A 26,899-nucleotide genomic window follows, 5' to 3' on the forward strand; every position below is an offset into this window, starting at 1 on the left:
GGTGCTCCTCGACACGCTCGTGACGACGGCTGAGACCGTCGCATCCACCCGGTCCCGGCTGGCGAAGGTGGATGCGCTCGCGGCGCTTCTCGCCGACCTCGATCCGGAGGAGATCGCCCCGGCCGTCGGTTTCCTCGTCGGCAAGGCCCGGCAGGGGCGCGTCGGCGTCGGCTGGCGCGGGCTCAGCGGCGCGATGGGCGAACCCGCGTCGGAGTCCTCTCTGACCGTCGATGATCTGGATGCGCTGCTCGACCGCCTCGCGGCGCCGTCGGGATCGGGCTCGGCCGGTGAGCGCAACCGCGCCCTCCGCGACTTCACAGCGCGGGCCACCGCACGCGAGCAGGACTTCATCGCGCGCGTGCTCCTCGGCGAGATGCGGACGGGGGCGCTCGAAGGCGTGCTGATGGATGCGATCGCCCGGGCCGCGGACCGCCCCGGCGCCAGTGTTCGCCGCGCCGCGATGCTGTCGGGAAACCTCGGCGAGACCGCCCGCCTGGCGCTGACCGGCACTGCGGAGGAGCTCGATGCGGTCGGCCTGGTCGTGGGCCGGCCGGTTCTTCCGATGCTGGCGGCGTCGGCCCCGAGCGCGGCGGAGGCCCTCGCGACAACCGGGGAGGCGTCGGTCGAGTACAAGCTCGACGGCGCGCGCATCCAGGTGCACCGACGCGGCGACGAGGTCCGCGTCTTCACCCGCAACCTCGCGGACATCACCCACCGTCTGCCGGAGGTGGTCGAGGTGGCGCGGCGCCTGCCGGTGCGCGACGTGATCCTCGACGGAGAGACCCTGTCGCTGGATGAGGACGGCGCACCCCGGCCGTTCCAGGACACCATGTCGAGGTTTGCGCGGTGGAGCTCAGGGGCGGCGCGAAGCGACGCCGCGACCCCAGCGCCGAAGGAGCCTGCGACTGAGGGTCCAGATGCGGTTCGCGAGACGGTGCTGCATCCCTGGTTCTTCGACATCCTGCACGTCGACGGCCGCGATCTGCTCGACGAGCCGCTGTCCATCCGGCTGGCGGAGCTGGAGCGCGTTGCCGGCGATCACCGCATCCCCGGCGAGGTCACGGCCGATCCGGAGGTGGCCGAGCGCGTCGCGCGCGACGCCCTTTCCGCCGGGCAGGAGGGCGTGGTCGTCAAGGCGATCGACTCTCCGTACGCTGCGGGTCGCCGGGGTTCCAGCTGGGTCAAGGTGAAGCCCGTGCACACCTACGACCTGGTCGTCCTCGCCGTGGAGTGGGGGTCGGGGCGGCGGCAGGGACTGCTGTCGAACATCCACCTCGGGGCCCGCGATCCGGAGGGCGCGTTCGGCGAGCCGGGCGGGTTCGTGATGGTCGGCAAGACCTTCAAGGGCCTCACCGACAAGCTCCTCGCCTGGCAGACGGAGCACTTCCCGGAGATCGAGGTGCGGCGAACCGCCGGGACGGTCTGGGTCGCGCCGACGACCGTCGTCGAGATCGCGATCGACGGCGTGCAGCGCTCCAGCCGCTACCCCGGCGGCATCGCCCTGCGCTTCGCCCGCGTCAAGCGGTACCGCGACGACAAGGACGCCGGCGAGGCCGACACGATCGAGACGCTGCGCGGCCTCCTCCGCGAGTGACCGCCGCGTCCCTCCCCCGCTCGCCGAAACGGAGGAGTTCCGGGTCCGATCGGCTCGCGAACTCCTCCGGTCCGCGCATTCCGCCAGAGTGTCGGCCGGAATCTCCTCCATTTCGCGCAACCTCGCGGACGCGGGAGAAGTGCCGCGGCGGGCCGCAGAAGGGAGGAACTCCCACGGCGATGCGCGGCGTTTCGCCACGAACGGAGGATGCGCGGAGCCGGACGCGCGGGATGTCCTCCGTTTCAGCCGCACCGACGGAGCCGACCGCTGGGGGCGGACGCGAGCGTCACGCCCGCAGGCGCGCCGCCTCCCGCCGCTCGGCCTCGTCGGCGTAGCCGACCTGCGCCCGCCACCACGGCGTCTCGATGAAGCCGCGCTTGAGGTAGAGCAGCTCCATCGCGCCCGTCCATCCCTCGACGCCGTCGAGCACCGAGAGGGTGTGCGAGATGAACTGGTTCAGCTCCGCCACTGACGGCGTGATCAGCTCGCAGAACAGGGAGTTATCATCCAGCAGCGAGGCGAGGTAGCGCACAGCCGGATACCCGGAGAGCTCCTGCGCGACCGCCTCCAGCCGGGAGGGCGCGACCTTGACCAGCAGCAGCGTCTCCGCTCCCATCCCGAGCGCCGCCGCGGGGACGAGCGTGAGGATGTCGAGGCAGTGGTTCGCGCGCATCCGGTCGAAGCGGCGCCGCACGCTGGACTCGTTCATGCCCGTCCGGTCGCCGATGGCCTGGAAGGTGACACGGCCGTCGTCGCGGAGGGCGGCGAGGATGCGGCGGTCGGCCTCGTCGAGGTGGTCGGGCTCGCACATCTCGGCGTCGACCAGCGACGCCTTCTCGTCCTCCTGCGGGAGCTTCATCGTCTCGGCGAACAGCTGCCGGCTCCAGTCGTGCCGCACCTTGTGCACGTGCATGATGAGGTCGCTGCGCCAGCGCTTGATGCCGGCGATGGACTGCAGCTGCTGGATGAGTTGCGGGTAGTGCGCCGCCCCTCCCGTCACCACGACCTCGGCCATGATGTCGTACTGTCCGGTCACCAGCGTGAGGAAGCGGACGTCGGCATGCTCCACGAGCGCTGCCGCGACCTCGAGCTGCGTGCCCGGACGGCAGTTCAGCCGCACCAGGAACGTGTCGACCTGCCCGGAACTGCCGAGGGCCGGCACGACGGCGATCCGCACGACGCCGTCCTGCACCAGCTGCTGGCCGCGGCGGGCGACGGTGGCGGAGGAGCTGCCGACCATGTCCGCGATCGCGGTCCAGCTCGCTCGCCCGTCGTGCTGGAGCGCGACGATGATGCGGCGGTCGAGGTCGTCGAGGGTGTCGAGCGCCTTCACTCGGACGCCGCGCTCCGCACCGGCGGCACCACTTCGTGCAGGAATCCCCGCACCGTGTCCGTCCATGCCTCCGCCTCCTCGATCTGGGGGGAGTGACCCGATTTCTCGAAAATCGCCAGCCGCGCATCCGGGATGAGCGACACGATCGTCTCCGAGCACGAGACCGGCGTGATCCAGTCGGTCCGCCCGACGGTCACCAGCGTGGGTGCGGTGATCCCCGGGAGCGCCCCCTTCAGATCATAGGTCGGAAGGTTCTTCGAGAAGGCGTAGTTGTGCGCCTCGTAGCGGTACGGGGTCGCCTCCACCTTCCGTTCGACCGCCTCCGGGTCGTAGACGTAGTCGTACAGCGGGAGGATCTCGCGCCAGCAGTCGCGCAGGTCGTCGTTGTCGCGCACCCGGCCCTCGTCGATGCGGTCGAACTTCTCCATGTCGACGGTCACCCGGTCGGAGGCGAGCGCGTTCTTCCGGGACAGCTCCGAGTGGGAGTTGTCGGCCGCCGTGTCGCGCAGCACCAGGGCGAGCACCCGGTCCGGGTACCGCGTCGCGTACTCCAGCGACATGAAGCCGCCGTACGAGCCGCCGGCCATGACGATCCGCTCGGCGCCGATCCACTCGCGCAGCGCGTCGATGTCTGCCGCCCACTGCTCGTGGCTGAACTCGCCGTTGCCCTCGCTCTCGCCCGAGCCGCGCGCATCGAACACGACGACGCGGTACTCGTCGGCCAGCCGCCCGAAGCTGGCGCGCGGCTCGGCGCGCGAACCGAGACCGGGTGCGCCGTGGTGGGTGATGATCACCGGCGCCCCCTCCGGCCCAAGCACCTCGACGGCGAGGCGATTGCCGTTGATCTCGACGAACTGCGCGGTGGTGGTCGCGGCGGCGAACTCGGGGGAGACGTCTGTTGTCACGGGGTTCCTTTCGATGGCGGTGCTGTGGTGCGGTGATTCGGAGATCGGTGGTTCAGAGGTCGATGGTGCAATGGTCGAGGTCGCGGGGGAACGAGGTCAGCGGTCTCGCGCCGTCCTCCGTGACCAGCATGGAGTCGGAGATGCGGTAACCGGCATGCCCGGGAATGTAGACGCCCGGCTCGTTGGAGACGATCATCCCCGCTTCGAGCAGCGTCGGGTCGCCGTCCTCCAGCCACGGCGGCTCGTGCATCCCGAGTCCGATGCCGTGCCCCTGCCGATGGCGGAGGTATTCGCCGAGGCCCGCCTCCCGGATGACGTCGATGCAGTCGGCGTTCGCCTGGCGGCACTCGCGGCCGGGCCGGATGGCGGAGGCGCCGGTGGCCTGCGCGAGCCGGACGGCGTCGTGGTAGCGCCGCTGGTCGGCGGTCGGCGTGCCGAGCACGAAGGTGCGCTCCCCCTCGACGAAGCGGCCGCCGACGGCGCAGCCGAGCGAGAGCATGAAGGTGTCGCCGGGGTGCAGGCGGTACCCGGACGGCAGCCCGTGCGGGTAGGCGGAGTTCGCGCCCGCGTAGACGAGACCGCCCGCGAGCGGCGATACGACGACGACATCGTCGTGTTCTGCGTACATCGTCGAGACGCCGACTCCGCCGACATGCGAGGCCAATTCCGCCTCGCTCGGCAGCTCGCCGCCGGCCGAGACGCGCTCGCGGATCAGGGCGACCCCGGATTCGAGCATCAGGTCGGTGATGCGCGCAGCTTCGGCGTGCAGGGCGACCTCCTCGGGCAGCTTCACGTAGCGGGCCACGGTGACCAGCGGGGTCGCAACGGCCTCGCCTGCGTCGAGTTCGGCGAACGCGGCGGCCTGCCGCTCCCACGTCACCCCGGTCGAGAACCCCACCCGGCCGGCGCGCCCTACCCGGTCCGCGAGCGCCCGGAACGGCGGGAGGACGCCGGGGAACTCGGGATAGGACACCAACTCGGCACGGGCGGACTGGCGTTCCGCGTTCTCCCGCTCGAGCTCGGGGACGAGGAGGACCGTGCGGCCCTCCGCATCCATCCACACCGCCACCGGACGCTCGCTCGGATGATGGAAGAAGCCGGTCAGGTAGGCGACGTCCTCCGGCGAGTCGGTCAGCAGGGCGTCGAGCCCCTCGGCGGCGAGCCGGGAGCGGACGCGGTCCTGGATGCGGTCGAGCGCGTCGGCGGTCAGCAGGGTGCGGAACACGGGTCTCCTTCGGATCAGCGGCGACGCGACTTGGGGTTGCGCGCGTCGTTGTAGGCGATGGACAGCAGCGTCGCCGAGAGAACGAGCAGCAGGATCGCGATGGACGGGAACAGGGTCAGCCACCAGGCGCTCGACATCGCGCCCGACTGCTGCGCCTCGTAGAGGATGCGCCCCCACGACCAGACGTTCGGATCGCCCAGCCCGAGGAAGGCGAGGCCCGCGGCCGAGAGCACGGCGCGCGAGGCGGTGACGACGACCGAGACGACGATCACGGGAGTGACCGCCGGTACCACGTGCCGCACGATGATCCACAGCGGGGAGGAGGTCATCAGCCGGGCGGCGTCGACGTACGGGAGGCGCACGACCGTCAGCGCCTGCGAGCGCACCAGCCGGGTGACCTCCGGCCAGGAGAAGGCTGCGACGACGAGGATGATCGTGGTGGTGCTCGGTCCGACCAGCGCGGCGATGAGGATCATCAACGGCAGCACCGGGAGCGACAGGGTCAGGTCGACGACGACGCTGATGAAGCCGTCGAGCCGCCGGAAGTACGCGCCGGCGACGGCGACGATGGTCCCGACGACGATGGCGATGGCGGAGGCCGCCACCGCGACCAGGATGCTCTGCTGCGACCCCCAGACCACCTCGCCGAACACATCCCGGCCGAGGCTGTCGGTGCCGAACCAGTGGGCGCCGCTCGGCGGCGCGAGGACGGGGTCGCCGTAGCTCGGCGGATAGGGCGCGATCAGCGGGGCCGCGATCGCGACGATGGTGAGCACGATGAGGACGGCGAGCGCCAGCATCCCGAGCGGCTCCCGGCGGAACGCCCGCCAGGTCTGCGCGGCCGCGCGGCCGTTCTCCAGAGCGACCGGCTCGATGCCGACCGCGGCCTCGGTGACTGCTGCCTGGGTCATGCCTTCTTCACTCTCGGGTCGAGGAATCCGTAGACGGTGTCGGTGATCATGTTCGCCACCACGACCGTGATGGCGAGCATCAGGAACGCGCCCTGCAGCACGGGGAAGTCGAGCTGCGTGACCGCCTCGTAGATCCCGCGGCCGATGCCCGGGTAGGCGAACACGGTCTCGGTGAGGACGGCGCCGCCGACGAGGAAGCCCAGCTGGAGCCCGATCAGCGTCGTGGTCGGGAGCAGCGCGTTCCGCAGGGCGTGCTTCCACAGCACCCGGCGGTACGGGAGACCGTTGGCCCGGGCCAGGGTCGTGTAGTCCTCTCCCAGCGCGTCGATCAGGGTCGAGCGCATGGTCAGCACGTACGAGCCGAGCTGCACCAGCATGAGCGACACCGCCGGCAGGATGAGATGGCTGGCCACCGAGCCGTACCAGGCCAACCCGTAGGCGTCCTGGTCGTATGCTCCGCCGATCGGCAGCCAGTGGAGCATCAGCCCGAACACGAACAGCAGCAGCACGCCTATGCTCGGGACGAAGATGGACTGGCCGGTGACGCCGACGATCTGCACCACCTTGTCGAGGAAGCGGCCACGGTGGGAGGCCGCCAGCACCCCGAGCGGGATGCCGACGGCCACCGTGAGCACCAGAGCGGTGCCGGTGAGCAGCAGCGTCCACGGGAGTCGCTGCATCAGCACGTCGAGCACAGGAATCGACTGCGTGAACGAGACCCCCAGGTTTCCCTGGACGAGCTGCCACAGATAGATGCCGTACTGCACGATCAGCGGCTGATCGAGCCCGTACTGCTGGAGCAGGGCCGCCCGCGTGTCCTCGGTCATGTTCGGGCTGGCGACCGCCAGCGCCGGGTCTCCGGGCAGCAGGCGCAGCAGGAGGAACGTCACGGTCACGGCGAACCAGATCGTGAGCACACCCCTCCCGAGCCTCGGGAGCAGGAACAGGAACCGGGACACGCGGGTCGGCCTCGCTTTCGGCTACTTGCCGGTCGGGTGCGCGCTGGCGACCGAGACCGGGTTGACGATGGACAGCAGCTCGCTGGGCTTCGAGACGAACCCGGTCCACTTCGAGCTGGACGCGAAGTACAGGTTCTGCGTGTACATGATGTTGTCGTACACGTTGTCCCGCACGATCTTCGCGGCCTCCCGCATCAGCTTCACCTTCTCCTTCTTGTCGGTGGTCGCGGCGCCCTGGGCGATCAGGTCGTTGAGCTTCGCGTCGTCGACGTAGGTGTAGTTGATGGCGCCTTCGGGGAGGTAGGCGAGCGTCATGTTCGTCACCGGGTCGTCCATGATGGCGAAGTTGCCGGCGTAGATGTCGAAGTCGCCCTTGTTGGTCATCGCGAGGTAGGTGTTCCGTTCGGTGCCCTGGAGCTCGATCGGGATGCCCGCCTTCGCCGCGCTGTCCTTGACGAGGGTCGCCCACTGCGAGGTGACGCTGTCCTGGAGGGAGTAGATCAGCCGGAACTTGACGGGGAACATCCCGTCGGAGCCGGCCGTGTATCCCGCCTTCTCCATCAGCGACCGCGCCTCGTCCGTGTCGAACGAGTACTCCTTGATGGACTTGTCGTAGTAGTCCTTCAGCACCGGCATCAGCGGGCTCGACCCGGTCGACACGGCCTGACCCTGCAGGACGACCTTGCGGATCGCGTCGTAGTCGACCGCGTGGGCGAGCGCCTGACGCACCTCGAGCTTCGCGAGCACCGGGTTCTTCATGTTGTAGGTCATGTGGGCGTAGCCCAGCCCGACCGCCTCGGTGACCGTGATGCCGCTCGTCGACTTCAGCTTCGCGACCTGCGCCGGGGGCAGCGCGTTGGCGATCGCATCCACTTCACCGCTCTGCAGCGCGAGGATCTCCGTGTTGACGTCCGGGAAGACCCGGTACACGACCTTGGCGGAGAGCGGCGTGCCGCCCTCGACCAGCGGGTAGTCGTCGACGCGGTCGAGCGTGTAGCTCTGCCCCACCTGCACCGCCGACAGCTTGTACGGTCCGGCGCTGACCCAGCCGCCGTCCTTGCCGTCGTTCGGGAACGTGGCGACGGAGTCGGCCTTCTCGAACACGTGCTTCGGGACGATGTTTCCCCAGAAGCCGATCTCGTCGACGATCGACGAATCCGGCTTGGTCAGGGTGAACTCGACCCGCGTCTTAGACACCGCCTTCGCCGTGTCGAGGTTGGCGAGCTGGCCGTAGAAGGTGCCGGAGGGCTTGTCCTTCTTCACGGCGTTCATCGTCCACGCGACGTCCTCCGCGGTGAGCGGCTGGCCGTCGCTCCACTTCATGTCGTCGCGGATCTCGTAGTACCCGGTGGTGTCGTTCACGTAGCCCCACTTGGTGGCGAGCTGCGGCTTCTTCGAGCCGTCGTTCGCGATCTCCAGCAGGTGCGGATACATGAGGTTGGTGATCCAGTAGTCGCTGCGGCTGTTGCCGACGAGCGGGTTGTAGTTGACGACGTCGGTCGTCGTGGCGATCGTGAGCGTCGCCGAGCCGGCCGTGGCGGAGCTCGCCGCGGGCGGCGCGCTCGGCGCGCACGCACTGAGTGCCAGGGCCGCGACGGCGAGTGTTGCCGCCGCGACCGCGATCTTCCGTGGGCGCATCAGACCCACACCTCCTTCAGGACCCGAAGAGTGTTGCCACCCACGACGGCGCGGATCTCGTCGTCGGAGTAGTCGTGCTTCACCAGCCAGCCGATGATGTTGTAGAACTCCTCGGCCGGGTTCTCGAGGCCGTCGACGTACTCGACCTTCTCGTAGTCGACCGTCCCGTGCGCCTGCCCGAGGGACAGGTTGGACGAGAAGGCGTCGTGCAGTCCGACGTGGTCGCCGAACAGGGTGTCCGGTCCGAAGCTGACGTGCTCCAGACCGACGAGGTCGACGCAGTACTGGAAGTGGTCCATGACCGATTCCAGCGAGTGGCGTGGGTGCTGGGGCGACAGCGTCGTGTGCGGTGCGGCCTCGATGCCGATGACACCGCCGCGCTTGGCGCACTCGATGATCGTCTCGTCCGTCTTCATGCGGTTCGTCGGCCACAGGCCGCGGGCTCCGGCGTGGGTGATGAAGACCGGCTTGCTGGAGGCCTTGATCGCATCCACCGCTGTCCGGTCGCCCGAGTGCGAGACGTCGATCGCGATGCCCAGCTTGTTCATCCGCTCGACGGCGCGTTCGCCGAAGTACGTCAGCCCGCCGTCGCCGCGCTCCTTGAGCCCGGAGCCGAGGTAGTTGGCCTCCGAGTACGCGATGCCCATCTGGCGCACGCCGAAGCCGTACAGCACGTCGAGCCGGTCGACCTCGTTCTCGATCGGGGTCGCCGCCTCGAGGGCGAAGATGTGGGCGATGCGCCCGGTCTCGGCGGCGTACTCGATGTCCTTGATCGTCTCGCCCTTGATGACGAAGTCCTGGTGGGCCAGGTCGGCCATGCGGACGCCGAGGTCGAAGAGCACGTCCTGGTATTTCCAGCCGGCGTCGCTGGAGATGCAACAGGTGCCGTCCATCCCGTTGTCGAAGACCGCCGTGATCCCGGAGCGCGAGAGGCCCTGGTAGCCGGTTGGTTCGCGGCCCTGGCGGATGTGGTCGCGGAGCTGGGTCATGTCTTCGGGGAAGACCTGCACGTGGTCGTGCAGGGAGATGACCGTCGACTCGGAGAGGAGGCGCGTCGTGCGCTCCGACTGGTCGTCGCTGAGGTCGAGGCCGGCGTACTCGGGCACCCGGTTGATCTGCTTGGCGTAGCGGAACTCGCGGTAGTCCTTGCCGGCCTCCAGGTAGTCGTATGCGGTGTAGCCCGTGTAGCGCGGGGCGGGGTCGAGCACGCTGTCTCCTTCGTCCTGGTGAGGTTGAGGCCGCTGCGCAATCAGGCGCAACAGCAGCCAATCTCGCGGATATCCGGCGGCTGTGTCAACATTGATTTGAAAATTCGGCACGGATGTTTCCTGATTGAAACATTCCGGAAACGACTCACATGCGAGGATGTCGACGTGGACACATCGAACGCGCGCAGCACCGACGTGCTGCAGGTACGCAATCTCTCCGTGGCCTTCACCGGCGGCGGACCGGACATCCCCGCGGTTCGCGAGGTCGACCTCCGCGTCGGCCGGGGCGAGTTCGTGGCGCTCCTGGGCGAGTCCGGCTCGGGCAAGTCGGTCACCGCGCGGGCCATCATGGGCCTCGGCGAGGAGAACACCCGGGTGACGGCCGACGTGCTGCGCCTGGGCGACCTCGACCTGTTGTCGGTGAGCGAGGAGGCGCGCAGGCGGCTCCGCGGCGAGCGCATCTCGCTCGTCCTGCAGGACGCCCTCTCGGCACTCAACCCGGTGATGACGATCGGCGACCAGATCGGCGAGCTCTTCCGCGTGCACCGCGGCGCCGGCCGGAAGGAGGCGCGCGCCCGGGCCGCGGAACTCCTCGCGCTCGTTGGCATCCCCGCCCCGGAGCGCCGGGTCGACGACTACCCGCACCAGTTCTCTGGCGGCATGCGTCAGCGCATCCTGATCGCCATGGCCATCGCCCTGGAGCCGGAACTCCTCATCGCGGATGAGCCGACGACCGCGCTCGACGTCACCGTGCAGGCGCAGATCCTCGACCTGCTGGGCTCGCTGCGCGACCGGCTCGGGATGGGCGTGCTCCTGATCACGCACGACCTGGGCGTGGTCATGGAGGTCGCCGACCGGGTGGCCGTCATGTACGCCGGCCGGATCGTGGAGTCCGGCGACGCCGACACGGTGTTCGCCCGCCCGGCCCACCCGTACACGGAGGCTCTCCTGCGGTCGGTTCCGCAGGCGGCACAGCGCGGGTCGGATCTGCTCACCATCCCTGGGTCGCCGCCGAGTCCGGCGCGCGTCCCGTCCGGCTGCTCGTTCCATCCCCGCTGCCACCTGGCCGTCGAGGCCTGCCGCAGCGTCCGTCCCCCGCTCGAAGAGGTCGCCCCCGGTCGGCGGGCGGCCTGCATCCGATCCGAGGAGCTCATCGGTGAACTCGTCTCCTGACACCCGCACCGTCGTCGACTCCCGCGCCGGCGACCCGACAGCCCCGGAAACCGAGGTCGTCCTCAGCGCGCACGGCCTTGTCCGCCGTTTCGCGACCGGCTCCGCGTTGCGATCGGCGACCGTCTCGGCGGTCGACGGCATCTCGCTCGACCTGCACGCCGGCGAGATCCTCGGCATCGTCGGGGAGTCGGGATGCGGCAAGTCGACTCTCGCGCGCATGCTCGTCGGCCTCGAACGTCCCGATGAGGGCACGCTCGCGTACCGAGGCACCGACGTGGGACGCGGCCGCCGGCGCGACCGCAAGCACCTCCGCGAGGGGGTGCAGATGATCTTCCAGGACCCGTACGCCTCCCTCGACCCGCGCATGACGGTGCTCGATATCGTCACCGAGCCGATCGCCGCGGCCCACACGATGAACCGCTCCGCTCGGCGCGCACGGGCCGTCGAGCTGCTGGAGCTGGTCGGACTCGGCGAGGACATGCTCACGCGCTTCCCGCACCAGTTCTCCGGCGGCCAGCGACAGCGAATCGGCATCGCCCGCGCTCTGGCGCTCGACCCGGACGTCCTGGTCTGCGACGAACCGGTCTCCGCGCTCGACGTGTCGGTGCAGGCGCAGGTGATCAACCTCCTGGGCGACATCCGCCGCCGCCTCGGGGTGTCGATCGTGTTCATCGCGCACGATCTCTCCGTCGTCCGGCACGTCGCCGACCGCGTGGCCGTCATGTATCTCGGCCGGATCGCGGAGCTCGGCGACACCGACGTGCTCTACGAGACCCCGTCGCATCCCTACACCCAGGCGCTGCTGTCGGCGACGCCGACCGCCACCCGCGAGGGCCGGGGGCGCCTGGCGCAGCGGCGGATCCTTGCTGGGGAGCCGCCGTCGCCGGTGGATCCGCCGTCGGGCTGCCGCTTCAACCCGCGCTGCTGGATGGCGACCGACGAGTGCCGCACGGTGGTCCCGCCGCTCCGCCCGCTCGACGGACCCGGCATCCCGCTGCGCGAGGTGGCCTGCCACCACGCCGAGGAGGCGGTCGGCCTCCCGGTCGCCTGACGCCCGGTCGCCTGCGCCCGCCTCCGCGTCCGGCCCGCGCCCCTCACCAACCCGCGCGAAACGGAGGATCCCACGCCCGCCGCGGCCAGAAACTCCTCCGATTCCGGCCTCGCGGCGGCGAGTCGCGCCGTTTCTCCTCCCTTCCTCCCAACCCCGTCGGCACGCCGGAATCGGAGGAGAATCCCTCCGCCGCGCCGATGAATCACCGGAAACGGAGGACGTTTCGACGCCGGCGGCCCGATCCACCTCCGTTCCAGACGACCGACCGCCGAACGTCCACGCGCCCCCCGTCGGTACGATGACCGCATGACGACCTCCTCCCCCGCGTGGGGCATCCTCGGAACGGGCGGCATCGCGGCCGCCATGACCCGCGACCTGCAGCTCGACGGCCACACCGTCGCCGCGGTCGGCTCCCGCACCCCGGAGGCGGCCGCACAGTTCGCCGCCGCGCACGCCGTGTCCCGATCGCACGGCAGCTACGAGGAGCTCGTCGCCGATCCGGACGTCGACGTCGTCTACGTCGCCACGCCGCATCCGCAGCACGCCCCCAACGCCCTGCTCGCCCTCGCAGCCGGCAAGCACGTGCTCGTCGAGAAGCCGTTCACGATGAACGAGGCCGAGGCGCAGCAGATCGCCGACGCCGCCCGCGCGGGCGGGCTCGTCGCGCTCGAGGCGATGTGGACGCGGTGGCTGCCGCACATGGAGCGACTGCAGGAGATCATCAGCGACGGCACCCTCGGCGAGCTGCGCTCGGTCGTCGCCCACCATTCGCAGCTCACGAACCCCGACCCGGCGGGCCGGATGCTGAACCCCGCCCTCGGCGGCGGCGCACTGCTCGACCTCGGCATCTATCCCGTGTCGTTCGCCTGGGATGTGCTGGGCGCCCCGAACGAGGTACTCGCTCTGTCCACACCGACCGCGACCGGCGTCGACCGCCAGACGTCCATCCTGCTCAGGTACGAGAGCGGCGCCCAGGCCGCGCTGACCACCGAGCTGGACGCCGCGGGCGACAACAGCGCCACGATCGTCGGGACGGACGCGCGGGTCGAGCTCGCTGCGACCTTCTACGCGCCCACCTCCTTCCGGGTCGTCGAACCGAAGGGCCACGTCATCGAGACGTACGAGTCGCGCATCGACGGGCGCGGGATGCAATACCAGGCGCGCGCGATCGAGCGGCTCATCGCGGCAGGCGGCGGAGAGGATGTACGCCTCCCGCTCTCGCAGTCGGTCGCCATCATGGGAACTCTCGACACCATCCGGGAGCGCATCGGCCTCGTCTACGGCTGAGGCGCGGCCAGACCACCCGCAACCCTTCCGCGTTCCCCGCGCCCGGCGTTAGAGTGCGCGTGGAGCGCCTGGCGATCCGTGGCCCTCGGGCCGCTGGCCCGGGGGGAAGGAGCGTCATCGATGACCGATCTCACGGGGAGGCGCGCGCTGGTCACCGGCGGCGCCAGCGGTATCGGGCTGGCCTGCGCGGAGGCGTTCGCGGCCGCGGGTGCCCGGGTGACGATCGCCGACCTGAACGGCGGCGCGGCGCGCGAGGTCGCGGCGCGGCTCGGCGGCGACGCCTGGGAGGTGGACCTGTCGAAGACCGGCGAGCTGGCCGACGCGGCTGCCGACGCGGCGGTGGATGTCGACATCCTCGTGAACAACGCCGGCATCCAGCACGTCCGCCCGCTCCCCGATTTCGAGCCGGAGACGTTCGCCCTGATGCTGCGGATCATGGTGGAGGCGCCGTTCCTCCTCATCCGCGCCGCGCTTCCCGGGATGTACGAGCGGGGCTTCGGCCGGATCGTCAACATCTCCAGCGTCCACGGCCTGCGGGCGTCCGAGTTCAAGTCGGCCTACGTCACCGCCAAGCACGCCCTGGAGGGCCTCTCGAAGACGACCGCGCTCGAGGGCGGAGCGCACGGCGTCACCTCCAACTGCATCAATCCCGGCTACGTCCGCACCCCGCTCGTCGAGAAGCAGATCGCCGACCAGGCGCGCCTGCACGGCGTCCCGGAGGACGAGGTGGTCGAGAAGGTGATGCTGACCGAGGCGTCGATCAAGCGCCTGGTGGAGCCGGCCGAGGTGGCCAGCCTCGCGCTCTGGCTCGCCGGGGACGACGCGGGCATGGTCACCGGCGCGAGCTACACGATGGACGGCGGGTGGAGCGCCCGGTGACGACCGCGACGGAGTACACGCCGTTCGCGGTCCCGGTCGACGGCGGCGATCTCACCGGTGGTGTGTGGCATCCGGACGCCGAGGGGATGCCCATCCTCGCCATCCACGGCATCACGGCCAGCCACCGCGCCTGGCTGCTCGCCGCCGACGCGCTGCCGAACCGCCGTCTGATCGCACCGGACCTGCGCGGGCGCGGCCGCAGCTCCGGGCTTCCCGGTCCCTTCGAGCTCACGCAGCACGCCGACGATCTGGCCAGGGCGCTGGATGCGCTCGCGGTCGACCGGGTTGTCGTCGCCGGTCACTCCATGGGCGGCTTCGTCGCGGTCCGCTTCGCCGAACGCCACCCGGATCGGGTCGAGCGGTCGGTTCTGATCGACGGCGGCCTGCCCGTCCCCGCACCCCAGGGCGTCCCAACCGAGGACCTCCCGGCCGTGATCCTCGGCCCGGCGCTCGAGCGTCTGCGGATGCGGTTCGCGTCGCCGGAGGAGTACGAGGCGTTCTGGCGGCGGCATCCCGCGATCGGTCCGTGGTGGAACGCCGCGATCGCCGACTACGTCACGTACGACCTGATCGGCGACGCCCCGGAGCTGCGGTCGAGCGCCGACCCCGACGCCGTGTCCGTGAACGCCCTCGAGCTCGACGGGTCGGCCGGCTACGCCGAGGCGTTGACCGCCCTCCGCGTTCCGACGGACTTCGTGCGCGCACCGCGCGGCCTCCTCGACGGACCGCCCCTCTACGACCCCGCCGTCGTCGCCGAGTGGCGGGAGCGGCTGCCCGGGATGCGCATCCACGAGGCGGACGACGTCAATCACTACACGATCCTCATGACCGATGCCGGCCTGCGGCAGGTCCTCCCCGTCCTCGACCCGAAGGAGACACCCCGATGAGTGGAACGCTGCTGCCCGGCATCGACGCCCGCGCCGTCCGCACGTCTCGCTACACCGCCAACGTGCTGGAGCGCCCGGCCGTAGGCGACCCGCTCCGCACCGTGCTGTTCGTGCACGGCAACGTCTCGTCGTCGCTGTTCTGGCAGCCGCTCATGCTGTCGCTGCCGGAGGGCGTGCGCGCGCTCGCGGTCGACCTCCGCGGGTTCGGCGACAGCGAGACCCTCCCGGTGGATGCGACCCGCGGCGTCCGCGACTTCTCCGACGACGTCGCGGCGGTGGCGGACGAGCTCGGTCTCGGCGCGGTGCACGTTGTCGGCTGGAGCCTCGGCGGCGGTGTGGTCATGCAGCTGCTGCTCGACCGGCCGGACCTCGTCGCGAGCCTGACCCTGGTCTCCCCCGTCTCGCCCTACGGCTTCGGCGGGACGGCCGCCGACGGCAGCCTGCTCAACCCGGACGCGTCGGGCACGGGGGGCGGCGGCGCCAACCCGGACTTCGTGGCGCGCCTGGCCGCCGGGGACACCGGCGAGGAATCGCCGACGTCGCCGCGCGCCGTGTACCGCTCCTCCTACGTCGCGCCCGGGTTCGTCTCCGAGTACGAGGACCTCTGGGTGGAATCGATGCTCTCCACGGCGACCGGCCCCGACAACTACCCCGGTGACGCCGGCACGTCCGAGCACTGGCCGGGATTCGCGCCGGGCACGCGCGGCATCCTCAACACCCTGGCCCCGACGTACTTCGACACCTCGGGCATCGTGGATGCGCCGGCCAAGCCGCCCATCCTGTGGATCCACGGCGCAGTCGACGCGATCGTCGGCGACGCCTCCTTCTTCGACCTCAACCAGCTGGGCGCCGCGGGTATCATCCCGGGATGGCCGGGCGACCAGGTCGCTCCACCCCAGCCGATGCTCGTGCAGACGCGGGCCGTGCTCGACCGCTACGCCGCGGCCGGAGGCGTCACCCGCGAGGTCGTGTTCGAGGACTGCGGGCACTCCGCCCACATCGAGAAGCCGGACGAGTTCCGCGCGGAGCTGCTCGCCTGGATCGGCTGAGCACTCACGACTCGGCGGCGGCACCAGGGGCCGCTGCGGCGTCGAGCGTGCCGCGGGCGAGGCCGAGGAGCCCCTCGACCGCGTGAGCCAGGACCGGCCCGCGCTCGCCGCCCGCGCCCCAGCGGACGAGGGCCTGCGCGTTGAGTCCGTCGATCATGCCGAGCAGCTGCCACGCGGCCTGCGCCGGGTCGTCGGTGCGGAAGACGCCGGCTGCGACCCCGCGCTCGACGACGTCGAGGAGGAGCGACTGCCACGCATCCATCTGGTCGCGCACCGCGGCGGCGAGCGCCTCATTCCGCCGGCCGAGCGCCCAGGCTTCGACCCAGACGAGGGTGACATCGTCTCGGGTGCCGTCGAGCAGCGTCCGCAGCAGCGCGGCGAGACGTGCCGTCGGGTCGTCTTCCCGATCGAGGAGGGCACGCACCTCCTCCAGTTCGGCGGCGACGACCGCGGTGAAGGCGGAGGCGACCAGCTCATCCATCACCGGGTGGTAGTGCGCGACCAGGGCGGGAGCGACCCCGGCGCGGCCGGCGACACCGCGCATGGTCACCGCGGAGAGCCCGTCGGTGAGCGCGAGGTCGCGGGCGGCCGCCGAGAGTTCGGCGCGACGTTCCGCGGGCGGGCGACGGGGTGCTCTTGACATGGTCCGCCCAGTATAGGTACGGTCGCCTCAGATATTGATCATTCGATCAACAATCGTCGCAGACCGCGGAGGACACCGATGACCTGGCGCATGCCCGCAGAGACCGCACCGCACGAGCGCACGTGGATGGCCTTCCCCCGCGCCGGCCTGACCCTCGGCGACGACGCCGCATCGGCCGAGGAGGCCTACGCGTCGTGGACCGCCGTCGCCCACGCGGTCGCCGAGTACGAGCCGATCACGATGGTCGTCGACCCCACCGAGCGCGACCGCGCCCGCCGCATGCTCGGCAGCCACGTCGAACTGGTCGAAGCGCCGCTCGACGAGTTCTGGATGCGCGACTTCGGCCCCACGTTCGTGGTCGACGACGAACGGCCGGGTGTGCTCGGCGCCGTCGACTGGACGTTCAACGGCTGGGGCGACCCGGAGTGGGCGGAGTGGCACAAGTCGGCCGAGATCGCCCGCTTCGTCGCCGAGCGCACCGGCGCCGAGGTGATCAGCTCGCTCCTCGTCAACGAGGGCGGCGGCATCCACGTCGACGGTGAGGGCACCGTGCTGCTGACCGAGACCGTCCAGCTCGACCCGCGGCGCAACCGGTACGCCGACAAGGAGCGGGTGGAGGCCGAACTCGCCCGCACGATCGGCGCGACCCACGCCGTCTGGCTTCCCCGCGGCCTCACCCGCGACTACGACGACTTCGGGACGAACGGCCACGTCGACATCGTCGCCACCATCCCCTCCCCGGGCCGACTGCTGCTGCACACGCAGCGCGACCCCGAGCACCCCGACCACCTGGTGTCACGCGAGCTGCGCGCCCTCCTCGAGGGAACGACGGATGCGGCCGGACGCAGCTGGGACATCATCGACCTGCCCGCCCCCGCCACCCTTCGGGACGAGGAGGGCTTCGTCGACTGGAGCTACGTCAATCACCTCGTCGTCAACGACGGCATCGTCGCGTGCGGTTTCGGCGAGGAGCGCGCGGACGCGGAAGCCACCGAGATCCTCGAGGCCGCGTACCCCGGCCGGCGGGTGACGATGGTCGACTCGCGCCCGATCTTCCAGCGCGGCGGCGGCATCCACTGCATCACCCAGCAGCAGCCCGCGGTGGCGCCGGCAGCGCAGGACGCCCGATGACCTTCGACGTCGTCGAGACGCCCATCGCCGAGCTGCGGCGAGCGCTGGAGGCCGGCGAGACCACGAGCGAGGAGCTGGTCACGGCCTACCTCGCCCGGATCGACGCGTACGACACAGCCGGCCCGCGCCTCCACGCTGTGGTGGTCCGCAACCCGGACGCGCTCGCGGAGGCACGTGCCTCCGACGCCCGGCGGTCGCGCGGCCAGACCCTCGGTCCGCTCGACGGCATCCCGTACACCGCGAAGGACAGCTACCTCGCGCGCGGGCTCACCGCGGCGGCCGGTTCCCCGGCGTTCGAGCACCTGGTCGCCCAGCGCGACGCGTTCACGATCGAGCGCCTGCGCGCCGGGGGCGCCATCCTCCTCGGCCTCACCAACATGCCGCCGATGGCGAACGGCGGGATGCAGCGCGGCGTCTACGGGCGCGCCGAGTCCCCCTACAACGGCGACTACCTCACCGCCGCGTTCGGCTCCGGTTCGTCCAACGGTTCCGGCACGGCCACCGCAGCCAGCTTCGCGGCATTCGGCCTCGGCGAGGAGACCTGGTCGTCAGGCCGCGCCCCCGCATCCAACAACGCCCTCTGCGCCTACACGCCGTCGCGCGGCGTCATCTCGGTGCGCGGCAACTGGCCTCTGGTGCCGACGATGGATGTGGTGGTGCCGCACACGCGCACCATGGCCGACCTGCTCGAGGTTCTCGACGTGATCGTGGCCGACGACCCCGAGACTCGCGGGGACTTCTGGCGGGCGCAGCCGTGGGTCTCGATCCCGCGGGCGTCGGAGCTGCGGCCCGCGTCGTATCCCGACCTCGCCGGGAGCGCCTCGCTCGCCGGACGGCGATTCGGCGTGCCGCGGATGTACATCAACGCCGACCCGGAGGCGGGCACGGGCGACGGCGGACCGAGCGGCCGCGGCGGCATCGGCGGCGCCACCGGACAGCGGATCGAGACACGCGCGTCGGTGATCGCGCTCTGGGAGCGCGCCCGACGCGACCTGGAGGCAGCCGGAGCGACGGTCGTCGAGGTCGACTTCCCGGCGGTCAGCAACTACGAGGGCGACCGGGCCGGCGCACCCTCCATCGCGGCGCGCGGCCTGGTCAGCCCCGAGTTCCTCCGGCGAGAGATCGTGGACCTGTCGGCGTGGGCGTGGGACGACTTCCTCGCCGCCAACGGCGACCCAGCGCTGCGGACGCTCGCCGACGTCGACGGCGAGCGCATCTTCCCCCACCCGGCGGGCGCCCTGCCGGACCGCTACGACGGCTTCGAGGACGACATCTCCGACTACCCCGCCTGGGTGCGCGCGCATCCCGGCACGGCCCTCGCCGACATCCCGGAGCTGGCCGACGGCCTGCGCGCACTCGAGGAGACCCGGCGCGTCGACCTGGAGGAGTGGATGGACGGGCTCGGTCTCGACGCCGTCGTCTTTCCGGCCGTGGCGGACGTCGGACCGGCCGACATGGACGTGAACCCGGCCTCCGCCGACCTGGGCTGGCGCAACGGCGTCTGGGTCGCGAACGGCAACCTCGTGCCGCGGCATCTGGGCATCCCGACCGTGACCGTGCCGATGGGCACGATGAGCGACATCGGGATGCCGGTCGGCCTCACCTTCGCCGGCCGCGCGTACGACGACGCCCGGCTGCTCGCGCTGGCGTCTGCGTTCGAGGCGACCGGCGAGCGGCGCACCGAGCCGCCGCGCACACCGCGCCTCGGGTAGCACGCATCACAGGCTCCGGGGTCCGTCGCACGGTGGATGCGGATGGGCCTCGCGGGGGACGCGCCCGTCCGCGACGCGCGGCGAGGCTGGGAGCATGTACTCCTCGAAGTCCCGACTGTTCGGGGCCGCCCTGTCGGTGGCGGCCGCATCCATCGTCCTCGGTGCCGCCCTCGCGGGCTGCACCTCCGCGCCGACCGGTTCCCTCGCGCAGCCGGCGAGTGCGGGCGGATCGGTGCTCGGCAGCGGCGGGCTCACGGATGACGACGGGTACATCGCGGACGGCTCGTCCCTCCCCCTCGACAGCGACCTTCCCGCGGTCGCCCGGCTCGACCCGGCGCTGCGGTCTGCGCTCGAGGAGGCGGAGTCCGCGATGGAGGCCGAGGGCAGCGGCTCCGCCATCACCATCGCGGACGGCTGGCGTTCCGAGCGGTACCAGGAGCACCTGTTCGCGCAGGCGGTGAAGCAGTACGGCAGCGAGGAGGAGGCCGAGAAGTGGGTGAAGCGCGGCAGCGACTCCGCCCACGTCCGCGGCGAGGCGGTCGACATCGCCGACGCCGGCGCGATGGACTACCTCAACCGCTTCGGCGCCGAGTGGGGCCTGTGCCAGGTCTACGCCAACGAGGCCTGGCACTTCGAGCTGCGCACGGCGCCGGGCGGCACCTGCCCGCCGCAGTCGCCCGACGGTCGCGGCTGATCCCGCCCTCGACCGCCCCGCCCACCCCACGATTTGCGCCAAATCGCGGTTATGGGAGCCGGATTACCGCGATTTGGCGCAAATCTCGGGCGCACGGCCGAGTTCAGGCGGCCGATAAGCTGGGTGCGTGTCCAAGGTTCTGAGCAGTCTGCCCGTCGGTGAACGAGTCGGCATCGCGTTCTCGGGAGGTCTCGACACCTCCTGCGCGGTCGCCTGGATGCGCGAGAAAGGCGCCGTGCCCTGCACGTACACCGCCGACATCGGCCAGTACGACGAGCCCGACATCGACGCGGTCCCCGGCCGCGCGAAGGAGTACGGCGCGGAGATCGCCCGGCTCGTCGACGCCAAGCGCGCGCTCGTCGAGGAGGGCCTCATCGCCCTGCAGTGCGGCGCGTTCCACATCCGCTCGGCCGGCAAGACCTATTTCAACACCACCCCGCTCGGCCGCGCGGTCACCGGCGTGATGCTGGTGCGCGCGATGATGGAGGACGGCGTCGAGATCTGGGGCGACGGCTCCACCTACAAGGGCAACGACATCGAGCGGTTCTACCGCTACGGCCTCATCGCCAACCCGCGTCTGCGCATCTACAAGCCGTGGCTCGACTCCGCGTTCGTGGAGGAGCTCGGCGGCCGCACCGAGATGAGTGAGTGGCTCGTCGCCCGCGGCTTCCCGTACCGCGACCCGAGCGAGAAGGCCTACTCGACCGACGCGAACATCTGGGGCGCCACCCACGAGGCGAAGCGCCTGGAGGAGCTGGATGCCGGGCTCGACATCGTCGACCCGATCATGGGCGTCGCCGCCTGGCGCGACGACGTCGACGTCACCCCCGAGACGGTGTCCGTCCGCTTCGAGGCCGGTCGCCCTGTCGCCATCAACGGCGTCGAGTTCGACGACCCGGTGGCCCTGGTGCTCGAGGCGAACGCGATCGGCGGCCGCCACGGCCTCGGCGCGTCCGACCAGATCGAGAACCGCATCATCGAGGCCAAGAGCCGCGGAATCTACGAGGCGCCGGGCATGGCCCTGCTGCACATCGCCTACGAGCGGCTGCTCAACGCCATCCACAACGAGGATACGGTCGCGAACTACCACAACGAGGGCCGTCGCCTCGGCCGCCTGATGTACGAGGGCCGCTGGCTCGACCCGCAGTCGCTGATGCTGCGCGAGTCGCTCCAGCGCTGGGTCGGCTCCGCCATCACCGGCGAGGTCACCGTGCGCCTGCGCCGCGGCGACGACTACACGATCCTCGACACGACCGGCCCGGGCCTCAGCTACCACCCGGAGAAGCTCTCGATGGAGCGCGTCGGCAACTCGGCGTTCGGCCCGGGCGACCGCATCGGCCAGCTGACCATGCGCAACCTCGACATCGCCGATTCCCGTTCGCGCCTCGAGCAGTACGCAGCCGCCGGGCTCATCGGCGGCCCGACCGGTGCGCTGGTCGGCGAGCTGGAGGAGGGCCGCGCGCGGTCGATCCTCGAGGGCGTCGAGCCCGTGGATGAGGAGCTCTCTCGTGAGATCGACCTCAGCTCCGAGGGCGCGGCGTTCGACTCCGGCACCGACTGAGGCGAACACCCGCGCGCATCGGGCCGGGCCGCGCTTCCCCGACCGGCCCGAGACATCCGTACGATGAGGGTATGGATGCGCACGCGGCGGAGGCGGAGGAGCACCGTCCCGAGAACTGGCCGCTCGGCCGGCTGCTCGGTGCCGCCTCCCGCGCCGTGGAGCGCGCCTGGGCCGACGCCCTGGAGGAGCGCGGCCTCACCCACGCCGGCCTGATCGTGCTGCACCTGCTCGAACTCGGCTTCGACTCCCAATCCGATCTCGCCCGGATGGCGCACGTCGAGCCGCAGACCATGTCGCGGACGGTCGACCGCCTGGAGCGCGAGGGCCTGGTCACCCGCGCCCCCGACCCGGGCGACCGGCGCCGCCACGTCCTCACCATCACCGAGGCCGGCCGATCGGCGTTCGAGGGCGTTCGCGGGCTCGAAGACGAGGTGTTCCCGGCGGTCGACGACCCGGCGGCGTTCCGCGCGGCCCTGCTGCAGATCGTCACCGCCCGGTCGTGAGCGGCAATCACGTCGTCGCGGTGCTCGTGCTGGAGGGCGCGAAGCCGCTCGACGTCGGCATCCCGGCACAGGTGTTCTCCAACCGGCCGAGCATGCCGTACGAGGTGCGCGTGTGCGGTCCGGCGCCGGGTCTCATCACCGGCGGCGATGGCCTCTCGTATCACGTGGCGGAGGGCCTCGAGGCGCTGGAGCACGCCGACACCGTGTTCGTGCCCGGCTACCGCACGCCGGCGACGACCGATCCGCCCGTCGCCGTGGTGGATGCGCTGCTCGCCGCCCACGAGCGCGGCGCCCGGCTGGCGGCGATCTCCACCGGAGCCTTCGCCCTGGCGGCGACCGGCCTGCTCGACGGCAAGCGCGCGACGACGCACTGGCACTACACGCGTCAGCTGGCGAAGCGGTATCCGCTGGTCCGGGTGGATGAGAACGTGCTCTTCGTCGACGAGGGCGACATCCTCACCTCGGCAGGCGCAGCCTCCGGCATCGACCTGTGCCTCCATCTGGTGCGACGCGACCACGGCGTCGGCCTCTCGAACCGGGTCGCCCGCCGCCTCGTCGCGGCCCCCTACCGGAGCGGCGGTCAGGCGCAGTTCGTCCCGCGCAGCGTCCCGGAGCCTCTCGGCGACCTGTTCGCCGAGACCCGGGAGTGGGCGCTCGCGCACCTCGCCGAGCCGCTGACGCTCGAGAGCCTCGCGCGCAACGCCCGCGTCTCCGCCCGCACCTTCTCGCGGCGGTTCGTGGAGGACACCGGCTACACCCCGATGCAGTGGGTCCTCCGCGCCCGCGTCGACCTGGCGCGAGAACTGCTGGAGCGCTCCGATCTCGGCGTCGACCAGGTCGCGGCGCAGGTGGGCCTCGGCACGGCGGCGAACCTCCGGATGCACTTCCAGCGCATCCTCGGGACCTCGCCGACGGAGTACCGCCGCACGTTCTCGGCCTGAGCGGGTCTCGTGCCGCCGACTCCCGTCGTGGCGGGATTCTTGCGCATGATGGCATTCACTCTGGCGTGATGCTTGCGCGTCATGTCGTCTCAGCCACTTTCGACGGGATCGCCGACACCGGAACATGGATGCGGTCCCACGAAAGGAACAGCATGACCCGCATCGCCATCAACGGTTTCGGCCGCATCGGCCGTAACACCCTCCGCGCTCTCCTCGAGCGCGACTCCGACCTCGAGGTCGTCGCCATCAACGATCTGACGGCGCCCGCCACCCTGGCCCACCTCCTGAAGTACGACAGCTCCCTCGGCCGCCTGGGCCGCACCGTCGAGGTCGACGGCGACGCCCTCGTCGTCGACGGCCGCCGCATCCGCGTGCTGGCCGAGCGCGAACCCGCCGACCTGCCGTGGGGCGAGCTCGGCGTGGATGTCGTGCTCGAGTCGACCGGACGCTTCACCTCGGCCGACGCCGCCCGTGCCCACCTCACCGCCGGCGCGAAGCGCGTGCTGGTCAGCGCTCCGTCCGACGGCGCCGACGTGACGCTGGCGTACGGCGTGAACACCGACGCGTTCGACCCCGCGCAGCACGTCATCGTGTCCAACGCCTCCTGCACCACGAACGCGCTCGCCCCGCTCGCGGCGGTCCTGGACGACCTCGCGGGCATCGAGCACGGCTTCATGACCACCGTCCACGCGTACACCCAGGAGCAGAACCTGCAGGACGGCCCGCACCGCGACCTCCGTCGTGCCCGCGCTGCCGCGGTCAACATCGTGCCGACCACGACCGGTGCCGCGAAGGCGATCGGTCTCGTACTCCCGCAGCTCGACGGCAAGCTGTCGGGCGACTCCATCCGCGTGCCCGTTCCCGTCGGCTCCATCGTCGAGCTGAACACGACCGTCGAGCGCGACGTCACGCGCGACGAGGTGCTGGCCGCCTATCGTGCGGCCGCGGACGGACCGCTGCGCGGCATCCTCGACTACGCCGACGAGCCCCTCGTCTCCAGCGACATCACCGGTCAGCCGGCGTCGTCGATCTTCGACGCGGCCCTCACCCGCGTCGACGGACGGCACGTCAAGGTCGTCGCCTGGTACGACAACGAGTGGGGCTTCTCCAACCGCGTGGTCGACACGCTGGAGTTGCTCGCCCGAGCCTGAGCCACGGGGTGGAGGTGCCGCCGGTCACTCGGAGCGCGGCACCTTCACCTTCAGGCTCGACGGGTCGACCCAGGTGCGGAGCGCGGACGCGCGGCCGAACAGGTCGCCGTCCAGATCCACCTCCTGAGGGCGGCTGAGCCGCATCACGAACTCGCGGCCCTTGAGGTAGTTCATCGCGCGCACCTCCTTGTCGGCGCCCATCAGCCGCCGGCCGACGGTGGTGCGCCGGAGGACGCCGTTCTCCCAGAAGATCTTGACCGCGATCTGCACCCAGCCGACGAACCCCTCCGGGCGCAACACGACGATGTCGAACTCCCCGTCGTCCACGGCGGCCTCGGGAAGCAGCAGGATGTTCGCGGGCAGCGACCCGCAGTTTCCGATCAGGACGGTGTGAGCCCGCACCGAGCGCACGCCCTTGTCGTCGAGCCGGTAGCGCAGGCGGAGCTCGTTCTTGTCGCGCAGCACCTTCCCGATCGCCTTCACATAGGCGAGCCAGCCGTGCCGGGCCTTGAGGTCGTCGTCGGTGGCGGCGATCATCTGGGCGTCGATCCCGACCCCGGCCATCACCAGGTAGGAGTGCTTGCGCGTCGGCCCGCTGCCGTCGCGCAGCTCGATCACGCCGACGTCGATGGACCGGTTCTCTCCATCGAACGCCGAGTCGAGGGCATGGCCCACATCGTCGAGGGTGAGGTTCAGGTTCCGCGCGAGCAGGTTGCCCGTGCCGGAGGGCAGCAGTGCCAGCGGCACCCCGGTGCCCTGGAGCTTCTCGGCGACCGTGCGGACTGTACCGTCGCCGCCGGCAGCGATCACGACATCCACGTTGCGCTCGAGCGCTTGCTCGGTCTGCCCGGAGCCCGGGTCGTCCTCCGTGGTCTCGATCCAGAGCGTCTCCGCCCAGCCGTGCCGTTCCTCAGCGGCTCGGAGCGCCTCGCGCAGGGCGGGCGCATCCACCTTCACCGGGTTCACGACGATCGCGGCGGTCCTCGTTTGCTCGGGCATTCCCCGACAGTACCGGCGGATCGCCGATGGCGGAAGCGGTACGGAGGGTCAGCCCTTGCCCTTGCCGCCGTTCTTCCCAGGACCGCCGCCCGGAGTGTCCTTGCCCGGTCCCCTGTCCTTGCCCGGACCCTTGTCGTCAGACGGTGCCGGAACGGTGGGAGCCGGGTCCTCGCTCGGAGACGTGACGACCGGGTCGGTCGGTTCGGTCGTCTCCGTCGTCGTCGCGGGGGCCACCGTCGCGGGCGGCGCCGTCACGCTGGGGGTCGGCCGTGGAGTGGTGACCCCTTCCGGCTGCGCGGCGGGCGCCAACATGGTGCCGAGCGCGAGTGCCGACGCGGTCACCACGACAGCGGCTGCAGCCACGCCGCCCACGAGAAGACCGCGGTGGCGACGATCCGTCGGGCGCGCACGCCTCCCACGCGTCGACGACGGGAGGATGCGCGTCGGCGCGGCGTCGTCCGCTTCCGCGTCGCCGGTCGCCGACGCGGACGCGTCTGCCGCCGCTCCCGCGGCCGCCCCGACGGCGACCGTCGCCACCGTCGGCTCGTCCGGCCGCCACCCGGCCAGCTGCGGCGCGAGTTCCCGTGCCATCACCGCGACCTCCCAGGCCGTGGGCCGGATCGACGGCTCCCGCGCGGTCATCGCGCCGAGCAGTCCGCGCCAGTCCTCCGGCAGCGACGAGGGGATGCGCGGGTCGCGCGCCGTGCGGGCCGCCACGGCCTCGACGGGGGTGCCGGGGAACTCCCGGACACCGGTCAGCGCCTCCAGCACGACGAGACCGAGCGAGTAGATGTCCGCCGCCGGTCCCGGCTCGCCACCGAAGATCTGCTCCGGACTCAGGTACCCCGCGGTGCCGATCACCGTGCCGACCGTCGTGATGCGCTCCGAGCCGATCAAGTGCGCGATGCCGAAGTCGGCGAGCTTCACAACCGGCCGTCCGCCGGGAACACGGGCCTCGGCGAGCAGGATGTTGCCCGGCTTCAGGTCGCGGTGGACCATCCCCGCCTCGTGGACGACGACGAGCGCCTCCGCGATCCCGACCGCGATCTCGACCACCTCGTCCGGGGGAAGCGGTCCGTGTTCGAGCCGCGAGCGGAGGTCCTCACCGTCGACCAGCTCCATCACCAGAAAGCTCGGGGTCGCATCCCCGTCCGCCGCCAGGTGCGCATCGTGAAGCGCCACCAGGTGCGGATGACTCAGCCGCGCCAGCATCGTCGCCTCGGTGCGCCGCCGCGCATCGTCGACGGCCGCGCCGGAGGTGAAGACCTTCACGGCGACCTCGCGGTCCAGGCGCCGATCGTGCGCGCGGAAGACCGTCGCCATACCGCCGCGACCGAGCCGGTCCTCCAGCTCGTAGCGGTCGAGAAGTACTCGTTCGTCCACTGCGCGAGCATACGCGCACGATCCCAGGCCGTGAATCCGCCGACAGTCGGGTCCACCCCCGTTGCGCGGATCGGCGTTGCGG

Annotated in this window: 24 protein-coding genes; 14 read left to right on the top strand and 10 right to left on the bottom strand. The window is 71.2% G+C overall.

Features of this window, described 5'->3' with window-relative positions:
- Position 1 precedes the first annotated feature (1 nt).
- A complete protein-coding gene (locus J2Y42_RS01360) occupies positions 2–1,594 on the top strand; it encodes an ATP-dependent DNA ligase (RefSeq protein ID WP_309854110.1) in 1,593 nt (530 codons plus the stop codon).
- A gap of 286 nt (positions 1,595–1,880) precedes the next feature.
- On the opposite strand, the gene J2Y42_RS01365 is transcribed toward J2Y42_RS01360, so the two are convergent.
- The 7 genes from J2Y42_RS01365 to J2Y42_RS01395 are packed head-to-tail and all read right to left on the bottom strand — an operon-like array spanning position 1,881 to position 9,773.
- Positions 1,881–2,993 carry an Lrp/AsnC family transcriptional regulator gene (locus J2Y42_RS01365; RefSeq protein ID WP_309854114.1) on the bottom strand — a complete coding sequence of 371 codons (1,113 nt, stop codon included), beginning with the start codon at positions 2,991–2,993 and terminating at the stop codon, positions 1,881–1,883.
- Positions 2,924–3,832, bottom strand: a complete 909-nt coding sequence (locus tag J2Y42_RS01370; RefSeq protein ID WP_309854117.1) for an alpha/beta hydrolase — start codon at positions 3,830–3,832, stop codon at positions 2,924–2,926. Before J2Y42_RS01370 ends, J2Y42_RS01365 begins: the two co-directional genes overlap by 70 nt.
- Before the next feature lie 52 nt (positions 3,833–3,884).
- A complete protein-coding gene (locus J2Y42_RS01375; protein ID WP_309854119.1) occupies positions 3,885–5,057 on the bottom strand; it encodes a Xaa-Pro peptidase family protein in 1,173 nt (390 codons plus the stop codon).
- A gap of 14 nt (positions 5,058–5,071) precedes the next feature.
- Complete coding sequence (locus J2Y42_RS01380) at positions 5,072–5,968, bottom strand: ABC transporter permease (RefSeq protein ID WP_309854121.1); 897 nt, start codon at positions 5,966–5,968, stop codon at positions 5,072–5,074.
- Positions 5,965–6,927, bottom strand: a complete 963-nt coding sequence (locus J2Y42_RS01385) for an ABC transporter permease (RefSeq protein WP_089877920.1) — start codon at positions 6,925–6,927, stop codon at positions 5,965–5,967. The genes J2Y42_RS01380 and J2Y42_RS01385 overlap by 4 nt, the downstream gene beginning before the upstream one ends.
- 21 nt (positions 6,928–6,948) lie before the next feature.
- Positions 6,949–8,565: an ABC transporter substrate-binding protein gene (locus tag J2Y42_RS01390; RefSeq protein WP_309854127.1), complete on the bottom strand. Its 1,617-nt coding sequence runs from the start codon at positions 8,563–8,565 to the stop codon at positions 6,949–6,951.
- Positions 8,565–9,773 (bottom strand): membrane dipeptidase, encoded by a 1,209-nt coding sequence (locus J2Y42_RS01395; RefSeq protein ID WP_309854131.1) that lies wholly within the window; start codon positions 9,771–9,773, stop codon positions 8,565–8,567. The genes J2Y42_RS01390 and J2Y42_RS01395 overlap by 1 nt, the downstream gene beginning before the upstream one ends.
- Positions 9,774–9,938: 165 nt before the next feature.
- On the opposite strand from J2Y42_RS01395, the gene J2Y42_RS01400 reads away from it, so the two are divergent.
- The 6 genes from J2Y42_RS01400 (at position 9,939) to J2Y42_RS01425 (ending at position 16,099) form a co-directional block, all read left to right on the top strand.
- Positions 9,939–10,946, top strand: a complete 1,008-nt coding sequence (locus tag J2Y42_RS01400; protein ID WP_309854133.1) for an ABC transporter ATP-binding protein — start codon at positions 9,939–9,941, stop codon at positions 10,944–10,946.
- Positions 10,930–11,997, top strand: a complete 1,068-nt coding sequence (locus J2Y42_RS01405) for an oligopeptide/dipeptide ABC transporter ATP-binding protein (RefSeq protein WP_309854136.1) — start codon at positions 10,930–10,932, stop codon at positions 11,995–11,997. Before J2Y42_RS01400 ends, J2Y42_RS01405 begins: the two co-directional genes overlap by 17 nt.
- 306 nt (positions 11,998–12,303) lie before the next feature.
- Complete coding sequence (locus tag J2Y42_RS01410) at positions 12,304–13,284, top strand: Gfo/Idh/MocA family oxidoreductase (protein ID WP_309854139.1); 981 nt, start codon at positions 12,304–12,306, stop codon at positions 13,282–13,284.
- Positions 13,285–13,404: 120 nt separating this feature from the next.
- Positions 13,405–14,163: a 3-hydroxybutyrate dehydrogenase gene (locus J2Y42_RS01415; RefSeq protein ID WP_309854142.1), complete on the top strand. Its 759-nt coding sequence runs from the start codon at positions 13,405–13,407 to the stop codon at positions 14,161–14,163.
- The gene (locus J2Y42_RS01420) at positions 14,160–15,050 is read left to right on the top strand and encodes an alpha/beta fold hydrolase (protein ID WP_309854146.1); all 891 of its coding nucleotides are present in this window, start codon (positions 14,160–14,162) and stop codon (positions 15,048–15,050) included. The genes J2Y42_RS01415 and J2Y42_RS01420 overlap by 4 nt, the downstream gene beginning before the upstream one ends.
- Complete coding sequence (locus J2Y42_RS01425) at positions 15,047–16,099, top strand: alpha/beta hydrolase (protein ID WP_309854149.1); 1,053 nt, start codon at positions 15,047–15,049, stop codon at positions 16,097–16,099. Before J2Y42_RS01420 ends, J2Y42_RS01425 begins: the two co-directional genes overlap by 4 nt.
- A gap of 4 nt (positions 16,100–16,103) precedes the next feature.
- Here J2Y42_RS01425 and J2Y42_RS01430 read toward each other — a convergent pair whose 3' ends face one another.
- The gene (locus tag J2Y42_RS01430; RefSeq protein WP_309854152.1) at positions 16,104–16,742 is read right to left on the bottom strand and encodes a TetR family transcriptional regulator C-terminal domain-containing protein; all 639 of its coding nucleotides are present in this window, start codon (positions 16,740–16,742) and stop codon (positions 16,104–16,106) included.
- 78 nt (positions 16,743–16,820) lie between these two features.
- Here J2Y42_RS01430 and J2Y42_RS01435 point away from each other — a divergent pair, with 78 nt between their 5' ends.
- The 7 genes from J2Y42_RS01435 (at position 16,821) to gap (ending at position 24,435) form a co-directional block, all read left to right on the top strand.
- The gene (locus J2Y42_RS01435; protein WP_309854154.1) at positions 16,821–17,873 is read left to right on the top strand and encodes an agmatine deiminase family protein; all 1,053 of its coding nucleotides are present in this window, start codon (positions 16,821–16,823) and stop codon (positions 17,871–17,873) included.
- Positions 17,870–19,585 (top strand): amidase, encoded by a 1,716-nt coding sequence (locus tag J2Y42_RS01440; protein ID WP_309854157.1) that lies wholly within the window; start codon positions 17,870–17,872, stop codon positions 19,583–19,585. The genes J2Y42_RS01435 and J2Y42_RS01440 overlap by 4 nt, the downstream gene beginning before the upstream one ends.
- 94 nt (positions 19,586–19,679) lie before the next feature.
- Positions 19,680–20,279, top strand: a complete 600-nt coding sequence (locus J2Y42_RS01445) for a M15 family metallopeptidase (protein WP_309854159.1) — start codon at positions 19,680–19,682, stop codon at positions 20,277–20,279.
- Positions 20,280–20,406: 127 nt separating this feature from the next.
- Entirely contained in the window at positions 20,407–21,840 is a 1,434-nt protein-coding gene (gene argG / locus J2Y42_RS01450) for an argininosuccinate synthase (RefSeq protein ID WP_309854162.1), read from the top strand.
- Positions 21,841–21,911: 71 nt separating this feature from the next.
- Complete coding sequence (locus J2Y42_RS01455) at positions 21,912–22,343, top strand: MarR family transcriptional regulator (RefSeq protein WP_309854165.1); 432 nt, start codon at positions 21,912–21,914, stop codon at positions 22,341–22,343.
- A complete protein-coding gene (locus tag J2Y42_RS01460; protein WP_309854168.1) occupies positions 22,340–23,284 on the top strand; it encodes a helix-turn-helix domain-containing protein in 945 nt (314 codons plus the stop codon). The genes J2Y42_RS01455 and J2Y42_RS01460 overlap by 4 nt, the downstream gene beginning before the upstream one ends.
- 152 nt (positions 23,285–23,436) lie before the next feature.
- Positions 23,437–24,435: a type I glyceraldehyde-3-phosphate dehydrogenase gene (gap, locus tag J2Y42_RS01465; RefSeq protein ID WP_309854171.1), complete on the top strand. Its 999-nt coding sequence runs from the start codon at positions 23,437–23,439 to the stop codon at positions 24,433–24,435.
- Between the two features lie 24 nt (positions 24,436–24,459).
- Here gap and J2Y42_RS01470 read toward each other — a convergent pair whose 3' ends face one another.
- Together J2Y42_RS01470 and J2Y42_RS01475 are read right to left on the bottom strand one after the other, a co-directional pair.
- Positions 24,460–25,434, bottom strand: coding sequence for a diacylglycerol/lipid kinase family protein (locus J2Y42_RS01470; protein WP_396427129.1), 975 nt, complete (start codon positions 25,432–25,434; stop codon positions 24,460–24,462).
- A gap of 48 nt (positions 25,435–25,482) precedes the next feature.
- Positions 25,483–26,817 (bottom strand): serine/threonine-protein kinase, encoded by a 1,335-nt coding sequence (locus J2Y42_RS01475; protein ID WP_309854174.1) that lies wholly within the window; start codon positions 26,815–26,817, stop codon positions 25,483–25,485.
- Between the last annotated feature and the right edge of the window lie 82 nt (positions 26,818–26,899).

The sequence above is a fragment of the Leifsonia sp. 1010 genome (assembly GCF_031455295.1).
GTDB lineage: Bacteria > Actinomycetota > Actinomycetes > Actinomycetales > Microbacteriaceae > Leifsonia.

Excerpts from the sequence above, each read along its gene's own strand:
- J2Y42_RS01435 (WP_309854154.1), top strand. The coding sequence starts at position 16,821 with ATGACCTGGCGCATGCCCGCAGAGACCGCACCGCACGAGCGCACGTGG.
- J2Y42_RS01380 (WP_309854121.1), bottom strand. The coding sequence starts at position 5,968 with ATGACCCAGGCAGCAGTCACCGAGGCCGCGGTCGGCATCGAGCCGGTC.
- J2Y42_RS01430 (WP_309854152.1), bottom strand. The coding sequence starts at position 16,742 with ATGTCAAGAGCACCCCGTCGCCCGCCCGCGGAACGTCGCGCCGAACTC.
- J2Y42_RS01425 (WP_309854149.1), top strand. The coding sequence starts at position 15,047 with ATGAGTGGAACGCTGCTGCCCGGCATCGACGCCCGCGCCGTCCGCACG.
- J2Y42_RS01455 (WP_309854165.1), top strand. The coding sequence starts at position 21,912 with ATGGATGCGCACGCGGCGGAGGCGGAGGAGCACCGTCCCGAGAACTGG.
- J2Y42_RS01445 (WP_309854159.1), top strand. The coding sequence starts at position 19,680 with ATGTACTCCTCGAAGTCCCGACTGTTCGGGGCCGCCCTGTCGGTGGCG.
- J2Y42_RS01365 (WP_309854114.1), bottom strand. The coding sequence starts at position 2,993 with ATGGACGGACACGGTGCGGGGATTCCTGCACGAAGTGGTGCCGCCGGT.
- J2Y42_RS01415 (WP_309854142.1), top strand. The coding sequence starts at position 13,405 with ATGACCGATCTCACGGGGAGGCGCGCGCTGGTCACCGGCGGCGCCAGC.
- J2Y42_RS01470 (WP_396427129.1), bottom strand. The coding sequence starts at position 25,434 with ATGCCCGAGCAAACGAGGACCGCCGCGATCGTCGTGAACCCGGTGAAG.
- J2Y42_RS01410 (WP_309854139.1), top strand. The coding sequence starts at position 12,304 with ATGACGACCTCCTCCCCCGCGTGGGGCATCCTCGGAACGGGCGGCATC.
- J2Y42_RS01440 (WP_309854157.1), top strand. The coding sequence starts at position 17,870 with ATGACCTTCGACGTCGTCGAGACGCCCATCGCCGAGCTGCGGCGAGCG.
- J2Y42_RS01390 (WP_309854127.1), bottom strand. The coding sequence starts at position 8,565 with ATGCGCCCACGGAAGATCGCGGTCGCGGCGGCAACACTCGCCGTCGCG.
- gap (WP_309854171.1), top strand. The coding sequence starts at position 23,437 with ATGACCCGCATCGCCATCAACGGTTTCGGCCGCATCGGCCGTAACACC.